Source organism: Neisseria sicca (assembly GCF_014054945.1).
GTDB classification, from domain to species: Bacteria; Pseudomonadota; Gammaproteobacteria; order Burkholderiales; family Neisseriaceae; genus Neisseria; species Neisseria sicca.
The window spans coordinates 600110-612169 of the sequence record NZ_CP059566.1 but is presented as its reverse complement, the minus strand read 5'-3'; the positions used below and the strand labels follow the sequence as shown (position 1 = coordinate 612169).

Genomic DNA, 12060 nt, shown 5'->3' with positions numbered 1-12060 from the left:
AGGAGTAAGTTATGATGAACAAGGAACAAGAAAAGATATATGAAATTAAATGGTATGAGGGATTAATTGGTTTGGTTGGCATATCAATTTTACTCGTACTTTTATTATATTATTTTACATTTGGAAATAGAAAGTTAAGTACATCTCCTGAGCAATGGGGGCAATTTGGAGATTATATTGGAGGTGTATTAAATCCAATTTTTGCCTGTGCTACTTTTATTGCTTTGTTATATACCATCAAATTGCAACTTGATACGATTAAATTACAAAAAGATAGTATCAAGTTGCAAGTTGAGGAATTAAAAGCAACAAGAGAAGAATTATCAAGAAGTGCAAAGGCACAGGAGGAGTCCGAAAAATTGTTAGCTGAACAATCAAAGATATTTAAGCAGCAACAGTTTGAAACAACCTTCTTTTCAATGCTCAACCAGCTCAATCAGTTATGTTCAAAAATATTAAATAAAGAAGTGGTGGTATTTGATAAATCTTTAGGAAAAGATGTAAAAAAAGGATTTGTTGATAATATTATAGATAATTTAATGAATAATATCGGGTATCATTTTGATAGTACTGATGATTTAATTTATTATTATGAGGAAGGTGATATAAATTTTCCTAAATTTGAATATATTCAAAAGAGAGTGGATAAAGATTTTATTGAATTTAATCAATTTTCTTTATATCTATATCAAGTTTTAAAATTTGTTAATTCGTTATCATATGGTAAAGGAAATTTAGATGATGAGGAAAAAAAATATAGTAATATTGTTAGAGCATCGATTGATTTTAGATTATTACAATTACTGGCAATAACTGCGTATAGAGAAGATACAGAATCATATCAACCATATATAAAACTTCTTGAAAGATATTCTTTTTTGGAACATATGCCTCTAAAATTGTTGGCTAATAGGAACTTCAATAGGTTGCTTATTAAGTGTCATCGATTATATGATCCGAATATATTTGGTAAGAGTGATTATATAAAAGATATAGAGAAGTTGATAAAGCGAACGTAGCAAGCCGTAGCCTGCATCTCCACCAACCGCGTGCGTGGCTGCACCACACCCTCCTCCTGCGGGTGGCACAAATTTTAAAACCGATGTGTGGGATGTACGTGGTACGTACGCACGCGTTTTTTGCCGTTCTCAAACCATTGTTTTAAACTTTCAGCAAGCAAGCGTAGGTCGGATACTTGTATCCGACAAAACCTTTAACACTCCCATCATTGCAATTCATTGCAGCAATGCCCAAAATGTCGGATTCGAGAATCCGACCTACGCCTGAGGTCGTTGCAATAATAAGTTGAGGCCTTTTTGCATTCTCAGCGGAGGAGTTTTGGAGACGGCGATACGTTGAGTTAACCGTAGCGTGGGCTCTGCCCACGGGTTGTTTTTGTAAAGCTGAGGTCGTCTGAAAGCCTGCGTACAGGTTTCAGACGACCTTTCGTATTTTCGTGGGCATAGCCCACGCTACAAATTGAAAATTGCTGGAAATATCGTTCTTTTCGATTGTGCTTCCATTGATATAGCCCAAAATGTCGGATTCGAGAATCCGACCTACACCAAGCTTATTGAGTGCAGCCTATATGGATGTGTGAAAACAATATCCATGCCGTTTGAACGCTGCTGCCTGATGATGCGGATTATTTCCGGTGTTCCAAAGGAGTAACTATAATGATTGATTATCTGAATATAAATCTAGATTCGAATTTCAGAAAGATTAAAATAAAAAAAGATAAGCCTATCGTGGCTTTAATCAGTCAAAACTTCCTAAAAACAATAAATTGCAATAATTTATTTGAATCGATTAAACAATATCCTTTATTTTGGATAATTCTTATCGGAGAGAATTCTAGTCTTTTAGAAGATGAATTTGATAATCTTTTGGAACTGGAATCAATCAAAAATAACAATATGTTAAATGTGGTAACAACTAATTTTCAATTTAGTGATTTAACAATAACAGATATAGAAGATATTGCTTATGAATTTTTATTTTTGCCCTGTCCGAATGGCAACTGCCAATATTTATCATTCTTAGATTTGAATCATGTTGCTGACAGGAAAATTTTTGATTTCATTAAAACACAGCTTAATAATAAAGTAACTTAGTAATCATAGGACGCCTTCCTCATAATACGATCGCAGAAAATTCATTGCCGGTGGTACATTCTTTTTCATCGTCAAACCCGCCGACCCAAAATCGCGCCTGTTTCTCGGACATATCGGCTTATTTCGTGCGGCTTATATGGCTACAGTTCATTTTTCAGACGACCTGAAAAGAAAGGAAGGTCGTCTGAAATCAACGAATCAACACTAAATCACCATCAACAAATCCTGCTGCGATGTGAGGTACTCGAAAAACGGCGAGGTCTGGCAATTCAACTGTCAGTTTCCGCACGATTTTAATGACTGTTTCCAATACAATTTCCCAGTTTTGACCATACAACACAGATAAGTCGGGCGCAGCAGCCATAGGATGAAAATTATCGTCATCCGGACATGCCCAATCATTATCGTTCTCGTCGAAATAGGTTGAACCGACTAGAGTGATTTGGTAAGGCTCGGCCAACTCGAACGACCAGGCCGCAAGATCATGCGGGATATCCTCCCGACTTACAGCCATCAACCAGTCCCTAAAGTTAGTTTCTAGTTTAATCTCGAAATCCATGTGTATGCCTTTGTTTGTAAAATAATTAATTGCCTTTGCTGCTTAACTTTTTAGGTAGCAACCAGCTACTTATCATACAATAGAATCAGAACATATGATTATATATTTACAAGGAGTAGGCATAATAATGAAACCCATACTATTTTCCATTGGACTAAGTTCTATACTCTTATTACTGTCTGAAGATGGAAAACTAGAAATGGGAAGTTTTTATCGTACTTTTCATTAAAAAAAGCAATATCTACATAAAAAATTTCAGGTTAAATCAAAAAACTACAAAACTGTAAGGTCGTCTGAAAACAACGTTTCAACGACCTCAAAATCATTATCTTCCATCACATAGAAAACTTTTTCATTCGTCAAATTTAGCATTCACTTCATGCGGATTGATACGGGCGTTTTCCTCCTGCCCTAAACCGACTAATTTACGCAACCGGGTCATATAGGCATTGACATCCAAACCGCGTCCGTATCGTTGCGCTTCCCAAATGGTTTCCGCCAGCGCATCCATCATGTCATGCTCGGCGCGCACCCAGTCGTTGTTATAACGTGCGCAAAGTTGCCCGTGAATCGCCCGTATGCCCGGTGGCTGGTCGATGGCTGCCTGCTCTTGAAGGGAAAGATGCAGCGACATGTGTAAAAAAGGATTGCTCTCCCCATCTTCCGGCAGCCAGTTTTTATCTAAATAATCTTCAATGTTTTCAAGATAATGGGCGTATTCGGGATGAGATTCGATGATACGGAGGGCGTTAAGCTGAAGTGCATCCAGTTGCATCGGGGTCAGGCGATGTTTCCAAACGTGTGCGAAAAATCGGCGGACATCGTGGGTGTTGACATCGTACATGATAAGAATGGGAAGTCTGTTGAACCGTCTGAGGGGATATTTTAGAGATTGAGCGAAACTTGAATTTTGGTAAATAATGGATTTATAGCGAGGCAGAACCTGATGACAAGTTCTGCCTCGCTATATTTCCATTACTGCTAAAACCCTTATTGATCCACAAACGCGCGCTCAATCAGGTAGTCGCCGCGTACACCGGTTTTCGGAGAGACAGTCAGACCGAAATCGTCCAGAACTTTGCAGGTGTCTTTCAGCATGGCCGGGCTGCCGCACAGCATGGCGCGGTCGTCTTGCGGGTTGATTTTGGGCAGACCGATGTCTTCAAACAGTTTGCCGCTTACCATCAGGTCGGTCAGGCGGCCGTGGTGTTCGTAGTCTTCGCGGGAAACGATGGGGTAGTAAATCAGTTTTTCTTTAACCAAGTCGCCGAGGTATTCGTGTTCGGGCAATTCTTTGGTGAAGCGGTCGTAGTACGCCAAATCTTTTTTGTAGCGCACGCCGTGTACGAGGATGATTTTTTCAAATTGCTCGTAAATTTCGGGGTCTTTGGTGATGCTCAAGAAAGGGGCGATGCCGGTACCGGTACTCAGCAGGTAAAGGTGTTTGCCGGGATTCAGGTCGCCGGCAACCAAAGTTCCGGTCGGTTTTTTGCTGATTAACACGTCGTCGCCGACTTTAAGGTGTTGCAGGCGGCTGGTCAGAGGGCCGTCTTGAACTTTAATGCTGAAAAATTCGAGGTGTTCTTCCCAGTTGGCGGAGGCGACGCTGTATGCGCGCATCAGCGGCTTGCCGTCCACCATCAATCCGACCATGACGAATTGGCCGTTTTCGAAGCGCAACGATTCGTCGCGGGTGCAGGTAAAGGTGAAATACGCATCCGTCCAGTGGTGTACGGACAATACTTTTTGGGTATTGAATGCTGCCATTTGAGTTTCCTGTCGGTAAATCCGTCTGATCGCGCGGGTCGGGCGGATGATGGTTTAAAAGGGTTTTCAGACGACCTCTCTCGCCTGTGAATAGATAATGCCGAATTAGAGCAAACGCGCAATTTTAAACGAAAATATTTATCATCACAATGCTTGCTGTCTGGCAGAGGTCGTCTGAAACTTTTCAGACGACCTCTCGGTCAACGCATTACTTGTCTAACGTTTCGCGGATGATTTCTTTGACGGCGGCTGCATTGTTCGGCACGACTCGGACGCGTTGCGGCAATTTTTCCAAACCTTCCAGCGCGGCGGGGCGCGGAATGGCGACATCGCCGACGGCTTCGTGTATGGTCGCATCGAATTTCGCTGCCAACGCGGTTTCCAAACAAACAACCGTTTCCCCTTCTTCGCGCACTTCGCGGGCGACTTTTACGCCGTCGGCAGTGTGCGGGTCGATGAGTTCTTTGTCTTGCTCGTAAACCTGTTTGATGGTGGCGAGGCGGTCGGCGTGGGTAGATTTGCCTGAAGTAAAGCCATATTTGCCGCCGACTTTTTCCAAGGCAAACTGCAAATCAAAGCCCTTGCCCGCCGCGACTTCCGCCCACAGCGTATTGATTTCCTGAGGATCGCGATCCATCAGGTCGAACACGAAACGCTCGAAGTTGGACGCTTTGGAAATGTCCATAGACGGGCTGGAGGTAACATAAGTATGCTCGCTGTTGCGCGGGCGGTATGCGCCGGTTTTGAAAAACTCGTCCAACACATCGTTTTCATTGGTCGCAACAATCAGGCGGCGGATAGGCAGGCCCATCTGTTTGGCAATGTGTCCCGCGCAAACGTTGCCGAAGTTGCCGCTCGGCACGCAGAAGCTGACCTGCTCGTCATTGCTTTGCGTCGCCTTGAAATAGCCCGCAAAATAATAAACCACTTGCGCGACGATGCGTCCCCAGTTGATCGAATTGACCGTACCGATATGGTATTTTTCCTTGAACGCGGCATCGTTCTGCACCGCCTTCACAATGTCCTGACAATCGTCAAACATCCCCTTCACGGCGATATTGTGGATATTCTCGTCTTGCAGACTGTACATCTGCGCACGTTGGAACGCGCTCATTTTGCCGTCGGGTGACAGCATAAATACATTCACGCCCTTTTTACCGCGCAACGCATATTCCGCAGCCGAACCCGTATCGCCGCTGGTTGCGCCCAAGATATTGAGTTCCCTGCCCTTTTTGTTCAACACATATTCAAACGCATTGCCCAAAAACTGCATCGCCATATCCTTGAACGCCAGCGTCGGGCCGTTGGACAGGGCTTGGATTTTGATACCGTCGGACAAAGTACGCACAGGCGTGATTTCCTTAGAGCCGAACGCCGCTTCCGTATAAGTACGGTTCACAATATCGCGCAAATCGTCCGCCGGAATATCCGTTACAAACAGGCTCATCACCTCAAACGCCAGCTCCGGATAGCTCAAACCGCGCCACTTGTCCAAAGTCTCGCGGCTGACCTGCGGATAACGCTCCGGCAGCATCAAACCGCCGTCGGGCGCAAGCCCCATCAACAAAACCTCGCTAAATGGTTTATGCGCCGTCTCGCCGCGCGTACTGATATATTTCATGATTTCTTCTCTATAAAAACAAAAATATTGCCAATCAAAACAGGAAACCTGCCAGCGAACAATCCCGCAAGCCACCCTATCCCGACCTTAATCCACTATAAACTTTCAGACGACCCCGATACACAGAGGTCGTCTGAAAAACATTATCTATACAAACGCTTGAAACAAGCATTGACGGTTTTCACCGTTACCGACGCAATCGCACGATCGCGCGAAGAAGGATTCAAAACATCCATCAACTCTTGCGCGGACACCTGATTCGGCGCCTCCTCGCTCGCGCAGCCGCAGATTTTGTCTTCCCACTCGCGCTGTTTGTCCGCGCTCATCGTCAGCGCAATCAAACGCCACTCATTACGCTTGTTCAACTCCGAACGGCATTGATGATCAACCGCCATTTTCACCACGCTGCCGCCAATCCCCGTACCGCCGCCCAAACCGCCGAACGCCGAGTCAGCATCATAAGCGCAACCGCCCAACAACACCGCCACAGAAGCAACGGCGACCATCTTTTTCATATTCATAACCATCCCTTGCCGCAAGGTCGTCTGAAACGCCCCGCAAAGTCTTTAAACAAACGCGTATTATACCGTAAGCAGTGTGAGATGGGGGATTGGGAGACGTGGGGTATAATTTGGAAAATATTGAATGATCTTATAGAAATAAGGAGTGGTATTCAAAATGTACAAACCAAAGAAAAAATCTTCATTTGTTGAAGTCTTGGAAATAATCGGCAAATCGATAACAATTTTAGCTTCAGCAGGAGTGATATTAGGCGGCTTTCTTTCCTACAGCTACTTATCTTTCATCCGGCAGCCAAGTGTTTTTACCGATGCAATATCAAATCCTTCTAGTCTAGCATCTATTTTAATCACATTTGTATTAACAATAATAGCCCTTATTAGCCCATATATTTTCCCTCACATACTTATCCCTTTATCGAAAGATGTTAAACAGGAAAAAATAGCTATTAAAAATCTGCTACCATGCTTATCCATAGCTCCTTTAACATTTATAGCAATAATTACATATATATATTTATCCAATGATCTTCCTAAAATCATATTAGAATATATTTCATATATCGCTATTTTTCTCCCTGTGAGTGTATATTTAATTCAAATAACAATAAAAAACAGGAAAGATATTGAAATTTTTATATTAAAATTTATTTTCTATGCAATATACTACCTAGTATCAGCATTGATCTTGTTTCCTATAATCATTATTTTTACTATTCCAGCTTTAATTTATTTAATAATATTTTCAAATAATGATATAAAAAATATATATATAATTAAAATTATTGATTTTTTAAAAAAATTAAAAAATTATTTTTCTAAAAATAAGAATAAAAAAAGAAAAAATAAGATAACAGAGGAAATTACTACATTAATACTCTTTATAATGATAATTATACTCTCATCTGCTACAACATTTTTATACTCCTTAGTTTTTATAATAATGACTAACGATTGGTTGCCTGGAGAAGAAACTCAATACTTATACTTACTTTTTCTCGGCATAATGATGCTATTGAATGTCTTCTTAGTCTCTCGCTTCATTCGCCACCAAAAAAACAATAAAAATGATCATAAGAAAGTTCTTATATTTCCTTGTATGATTGCTTTTTTTTCATTACTCTTGATAGTAATACTATCTGAAAATTTTTCTGTGCGTATGCTTTATCCAGTTCGTTTTACAGAAATACCACAAAACTCTTCATGGTATTTATTACACAATAATTTTCAACAAAACAATGGCTTGCAAGAAACTAGTGGGATTGATAAAAATGACTTATTCAAGTTAAAACAGAAATTTAAATGCTCTGTGCTCTCAGAAAAAGAAAAAGTAGAAAAAGACATTACCTGTTCTTCAATCCCCGAACAACGCAACAACGCCCTATACGGCTACATGGCTTGGAACTTAGGCGACACTAAGGTCTTCTGCCCACCAACTGTTGAAAACAACAAAGGAAAAAAGGAAGCCGCAAAATTAGCAACAGAATGTATCGTTATCAGTGGGAAATTCCTGCAAATTTTGAATGAAAACTATATTGATATTATGCCCAAAGAGCGTTAATCCTCCTTTCAGACGACCTGCTATAATCCACGTCGTCTGAAAACCCTCTTTCACGGAAACCGCCATGTCCGACCTTTTCACCCGCCAACCCGATGCGCCGCTTGCCGAACGCCTGCGCCCGCATACGCTTGATGACGTTATCGGGCAGCAGCATTTAATCGGCGAAGGCAAGCCGCTGCGTGTGGCGGTGGAAGGCGGGAAACCGCATTCTATGTTGCTGTGGGGGCCGCCGGGCGTGGGCAAGACGACGTTGGCGCGGATTTTGGCGCAGAGTTTCAATGCCCAGTTTCTGCCTGTTTCCGCCGTATTCTCCGGCGTGAAGGACATACGCGAGGCAATCGACAAGGCAGAAATCGCCTTGCAGCAGGGACGCGCGACGATTTTGTTTGTCGATGAAGTCCACCGCTTCAACAAGGCGCAGCAGGACGCGTTTTTGCCCCATGTCGAAAGCGGTTTGCTGACCTTTATCGGCGCGACTACGGAAAATCCGTCGTTTGAAGTCAATCCCGCGCTGTTGAGCCGCGCGCAGGTGTATGTTTTGCAATCCTTGTCTTCAGACGACCTCAAGAAACTGATTGCCAAAGTATTGGCATTGCCCGAATACCGGGATTTCACGATTGAAGCCGATGCGCAGGAGCTGCTCGTCAATACCGCCGACGGCGATGCGCGCAGATTGTTGAATTTATTGGAGCAACTTTTACGCGCCGCCGACACACGTCGTCTGAAAACCCTGACCGCCGAATTTCTCGCCGACAGCCTCGGCGCGCAAATCCGCCGTTTCGACAAAGGCGGCGAGAGTTTCTACAACCAAATCTCCGCCCTGCATAAATCAGTACGCGGTTCGCATCCGAATGCCGCGCTGTATTGGTTCTGCCGTATGCTCGACGGCGGCACCGACCCGCGCTACCTTGCCCGCCGCATCGTGCGCATGGCGTGGGAGGACATCGGGCTTGCCGACCCGCGCGCCTTCCAAATCGCCAATGATGCCGCCGCCACCTTTGAACGCTTAGGCTCGCCCGAAGGCGAACTCGCGCTGGCGCAAGCCGTGTTGTACCTTGCCGCCGCCGCGAAATCCAACGCGGGCTACAAGGCATACAACCAAATGCGCCGCTTCGTCAAAGAAAACGCCAGCGACGAAGTGCCCGTCCACCTGCGCAACGCCCCGACCAAGTTGATGAAAGAATTGGGCTACGGACGCGAATACCGCTACGCCCACGACGAACCGAACGCCTACGCCGCCGGCGAAAGCTATATGCCCGACGGCTTGGACGAACCGGATTTCTACCAACCCGTCCCGCGCGGGCTGGAAATCAAAATCGGCGAAAAGCTGGAATGGTTGAAATCGCTGGATGAGGAAGCGTTGGATAAGCAGAAGTAAATGGCGTCTCGCATTTCAGACGACCTGTTCCACAACGACGGTCAAATGCTTGTATCGTCAAGCTAATTTGGCTACAATCCGATTTTCCTTTTTCTTGCTGAATAATCGAACACAGAAAAAATCGCGGCTGCTGAACCCGATTTCCGAAACGAAGTTAGAAAGCAGATAATGGACAATTTAGACCACAGTCGCAGCCGTGCATGGCGGCGGCATCAAGCAAAACGACCCAGCCATCGCGTACACGGCAAAAACCCTTCTGAGGGTAAGCTCGAGAAAAAGTGGGATTTGATGTATTTCCGCAGGAATAAAGTCAAACGCGCGCAAAAACTGGGCTTTGTTTACCCCTTCAGGCAGCATGAATTTGAAGCCGAATGGTTTGATTAACTTAAAACACATTTCGACTCAATCGAGATGATTTTCACAAGGCGGATATTTCTCCGCCTTTTTTAATTTCTATGAACGCACTTTTTATTTGCAGCCGCAACCAATGGCGCAGCCCCACTGCTGAAGCGGTATTCCGACGCTATCCGAACGTACAGACCCGTTCCGCAGGCACAAGCCCTAACGCACGGCACACCGTTTCCATCAACGACATCGCATGGTCGGATAAGATTTTTGTGATGGAACAAAAGCATAAAAACCGCCTGTCGGCGCAGTTTCCCCGCGCTTTGCAGCATAAGGAAATCATTGTTTTGGACATTCCTGACGATTACCGCTATATGGACGAAGAATTGATCGAGATATTGAAGGAAAGCGTCGAGCCGTATTTGTCTGACAGCTAGCATATAAGGCTCTGAATAAAAGAAGGTAAAGGGCATAAATAAGGTTTCAGACGACCCCAAAGGTCGTCTGAAAATCCAATCATCGAAAAGAAAAACCGGATTCCCATCAAAGGAATCCGGTTTATTTTATTCCAAACTTAGAAATTCATTCTGACGCCTACGCGGACGGAGCGGCCCGGCAGCGGTGCGATATATTTCAACATGGAGTTTTGCGGACGTGCGGTGCGGTTGGCAAGGTTGCGCGCATCGACAAACCATTCGGATGTTACCTTGCCTTGTTTGAACGTTTTAAGATACCGAAACCATTCAAAAACAAACTCTGCGGTTATCGAATTGCAGCAGCCATGTTTTTCAGACGACCCCTCCCTGCCGTATAATGCCGTTTTCTGTTTCCGCTTCCCAAACGACCATCATGACCGAATCCATCCGCCTCCCCGCCGCCTCGCTCAAACCCGCCACCGTCGCCCTGCCCGGTTCCAAAAGCATCAGCAACCGCACCCTGCTGCTTGCCGCCTTGTCCGACAACACTTGCGAAATCCATTCCCTGCTCAAATCCGACGATACCGACCGTATGTTAGAAGCGCTCGATAAACTCGGCGTTGAAATCGAATATCTTGCCGAAGGTCGTCTGAAAGTTCACGGCACAGGCGGACAATTTCCAAACCGCACTGCCGATTTGTTTTTAGGCAACGCGGGAACGGCGTTCCGTCCGCTGACTGCCGCACTTGCCGTTTTGGGCGGCGATTATCATCTGCACGGCGTTGCGCGTATGCACGAACGCCCTATCGGCGATTTGGTCGATGCGCTGCGGATTGCCGGCGCCGATGTCGAATATCTCGGCAACGAACACTATCCACCGCTTCATATCGGCGAGCGCCAAGACCGCGGCGAGCGTGTGATTCCGATTAAAGGCAATGTGTCCAGCCAGTTTCTGACCGCCCTCTTGATGGCGTTACCGCTGACCGGGCAGGCATTTGAAATCCGTATGGTCGGCGAGTTGATTTCCAAGCCTTACATCGACATCACTTTGAAACTGATGGCGCAATTCGGCGTACAGGTTGCCAATGAAGACTACCGCGTCTTCAAAATCCCCGCAGATACCCGCTACCACGCGCCCGAACACCTGCACGTCGAAGGCGATGCCTCCAGCGCGTCCTATTTCCTCGCTGCCGGCTTGATTGCCGCTACGCCCGTCCGCGTTACCGGCATTGGCGCAAACAGCATACAGGGCGATGTCGCCTTTGCCCGCGAGCTGGAAAAAATCGGTGCGGATGTGGTTTGGGGCGAAAACTTCGTCGAAGTCTCGCGTCCGAAAGAACGTGCCGTCCAAGCCTTTGATTTGGATGCGAACCATATCCCCGATGCCGCCATGACCCTCGCCATCGTCGCGCTTGCCACAGGACAAACCTGTACGCTGCGCAACATCGGGTCATGGCGCGTCAAGGAAACCGACCGCATCGCCGCGATGGCAAACGAGTTGCGCAAACTTGGTGCGAAAGTCGTCGAAGAAGCCGAAGCGATTCACATCACCCCGCCTGAAACACTGACGCCCGACGCCGTCATCGACACTTACGACGACCACCGCATGGCGATGTGTTTCTCGCTGGTTTCCCTGTTGGGCGTACCCGTCGTCATCAACGACCCGAAATGCACCCATAAAACCTTCCCGACTTATTTTGAAGTGTTCTCATCGCTGACCGACGCGGTTTAAAGTAGGAAGACATTTACCCAAACAAAAAGGTCGTCTGAAAATTTTCAGA

12 protein-coding genes are annotated in these 12060 nt (G+C 45.5%); 7 read left to right on the top strand and 5 right to left on the bottom strand.

Annotation, left to right across the window (positions count from 1 at the left end; all coding sequences use genetic code 11):
* Nucleotides 1–11 precede the first annotated feature (11 nt).
* Both H3L95_RS03030 and H3L95_RS03025 read left to right on the top strand, forming a co-directional pair.
* Nucleotides 12–1019, top strand: coding sequence for a putative phage abortive infection protein (locus H3L95_RS03030; RefSeq protein WP_003756717.1), 1008 nt, complete (start codon nucleotides 12–14; stop codon nucleotides 1017–1019).
* Nucleotides 1020–1676: 657 nt separating this feature from the next.
* Nucleotides 1677–2114, top strand: coding sequence for a hypothetical protein (locus H3L95_RS03025; RefSeq protein WP_003756715.1), 438 nt, complete (start codon nucleotides 1677–1679; stop codon nucleotides 2112–2114).
* Between the two features lie 190 nt (nucleotides 2115–2304).
* Here H3L95_RS03025 and H3L95_RS03020 read toward each other — a convergent pair whose 3' ends face one another.
* The 5 genes from H3L95_RS03020 to H3L95_RS03000 all read right to left on the bottom strand — a co-directional run bounded on the left by H3L95_RS03020 (nucleotide 2305) and on the right by H3L95_RS03000 (nucleotide 6582).
* Nucleotides 2305–2673: a hypothetical protein gene (locus H3L95_RS03020; RefSeq protein ID WP_003756713.1), complete on the bottom strand. Its 369-nt coding sequence runs from the start codon at nucleotides 2671–2673 to the stop codon at nucleotides 2305–2307.
* A gap of 352 nt (nucleotides 2674–3025) precedes the next feature.
* On the bottom strand, nucleotides 3026–3517 hold the full coding sequence (locus H3L95_RS03015) for a DUF1841 family protein (RefSeq protein WP_003756712.1): 492 nt from the start codon (nucleotides 3515–3517) through the stop codon (nucleotides 3026–3028).
* A gap of 146 nt (nucleotides 3518–3663) precedes the next feature.
* Entirely contained in the window at nucleotides 3664–4440 is a 777-nt protein-coding gene (locus tag H3L95_RS03010; RefSeq protein ID WP_003756710.1) for a ferredoxin--NADP reductase, read from the bottom strand.
* 208 nt (nucleotides 4441–4648) lie between these two features.
* The gene (gene thrC, locus H3L95_RS03005; RefSeq protein WP_003756709.1) at nucleotides 4649–6061 is read right to left on the bottom strand and encodes a threonine synthase; all 1413 of its coding nucleotides are present in this window, start codon (nucleotides 6059–6061) and stop codon (nucleotides 4649–4651) included.
* 143 nt (nucleotides 6062–6204) lie between these two features.
* Nucleotides 6205–6582, bottom strand: a complete 378-nt coding sequence (locus H3L95_RS03000) for a hypothetical protein (RefSeq protein WP_080614307.1) — start codon at nucleotides 6580–6582, stop codon at nucleotides 6205–6207.
* Nucleotides 6583–6739: 157 nt separating this feature from the next.
* Between H3L95_RS03000 and H3L95_RS13730 the strand changes: the two genes are divergently transcribed.
* From H3L95_RS13730 to aroA, 5 genes are all read left to right on the top strand, one after another.
* Nucleotides 6740–8140: a hypothetical protein gene (locus H3L95_RS13730; RefSeq protein WP_240593946.1), complete on the top strand. Its 1401-nt coding sequence runs from the start codon at nucleotides 6740–6742 to the stop codon at nucleotides 8138–8140.
* Between the two features lie 64 nt (nucleotides 8141–8204).
* Entirely contained in the window at nucleotides 8205–9518 is a 1314-nt protein-coding gene (locus tag H3L95_RS02990; protein ID WP_003756699.1) for a replication-associated recombination protein A, read from the top strand.
* 168 nt (nucleotides 9519–9686) lie between these two features.
* A complete protein-coding gene (locus H3L95_RS02985; RefSeq protein ID WP_040668071.1) occupies nucleotides 9687–9902 on the top strand; it encodes a hypothetical protein in 216 nt (71 codons plus the stop codon).
* A 71-nt stretch (nucleotides 9903–9973) separates the two neighbouring features.
* Complete coding sequence (locus tag H3L95_RS02980) at nucleotides 9974–10300, top strand: low molecular weight protein tyrosine phosphatase family protein (protein ID WP_003756693.1); 327 nt, start codon at nucleotides 9974–9976, stop codon at nucleotides 10298–10300.
* A gap of 412 nt (nucleotides 10301–10712) precedes the next feature.
* The gene (gene aroA, locus H3L95_RS02975; protein ID WP_040668065.1) at nucleotides 10713–12011 is read left to right on the top strand and encodes a 3-phosphoshikimate 1-carboxyvinyltransferase; all 1299 of its coding nucleotides are present in this window, start codon (nucleotides 10713–10715) and stop codon (nucleotides 12009–12011) included.
* Nucleotides 12012–12060 lie beyond the last annotated feature (49 nt).

Bases quoted from the DNA above. Each gene is read 5' to 3' on its own strand.
- H3L95_RS03030 (WP_003756717.1), top strand. From the start codon at position 12: ATGATGAACAAGGAACAAGAAAAGATATATGAAATTAAATGGTATGAG.
- H3L95_RS03025 (WP_003756715.1), top strand. From the start codon at position 1,677: ATGATTGATTATCTGAATATAAATCTAGATTCGAATTTCAGAAAGATT.
- H3L95_RS03020 (WP_003756713.1), bottom strand. From the start codon at position 2,673: ATGGATTTCGAGATTAAACTAGAAACTAACTTTAGGGACTGGTTGATG.
- H3L95_RS03015 (WP_003756712.1), bottom strand. From the start codon at position 3,517: ATGTACGATGTCAACACCCACGATGTCCGCCGATTTTTCGCACACGTT.
- H3L95_RS03010 (WP_003756710.1), bottom strand. From the start codon at position 4,440: ATGGCAGCATTCAATACCCAAAAAGTATTGTCCGTACACCACTGGACG.
- thrC (WP_003756709.1), bottom strand. From the start codon at position 6,061: ATGAAATATATCAGTACGCGCGGCGAGACGGCGCATAAACCATTTAGC.
- H3L95_RS03000 (WP_080614307.1), bottom strand. From the start codon at position 6,582: ATGAATATGAAAAAGATGGTCGCCGTTGCTTCTGTGGCGGTGTTGTTG.
- H3L95_RS13730 (WP_240593946.1), top strand. From the start codon at position 6,740: ATGTACAAACCAAAGAAAAAATCTTCATTTGTTGAAGTCTTGGAAATA.
- H3L95_RS02990 (WP_003756699.1), top strand. From the start codon at position 8,205: ATGTCCGACCTTTTCACCCGCCAACCCGATGCGCCGCTTGCCGAACGC.
- H3L95_RS02985 (WP_040668071.1), top strand. From the start codon at position 9,687: ATGGACAATTTAGACCACAGTCGCAGCCGTGCATGGCGGCGGCATCAA.
- H3L95_RS02980 (WP_003756693.1), top strand. From the start codon at position 9,974: ATGAACGCACTTTTTATTTGCAGCCGCAACCAATGGCGCAGCCCCACT.
- aroA (WP_040668065.1), top strand. From the start codon at position 10,713: ATGACCGAATCCATCCGCCTCCCCGCCGCCTCGCTCAAACCCGCCACC.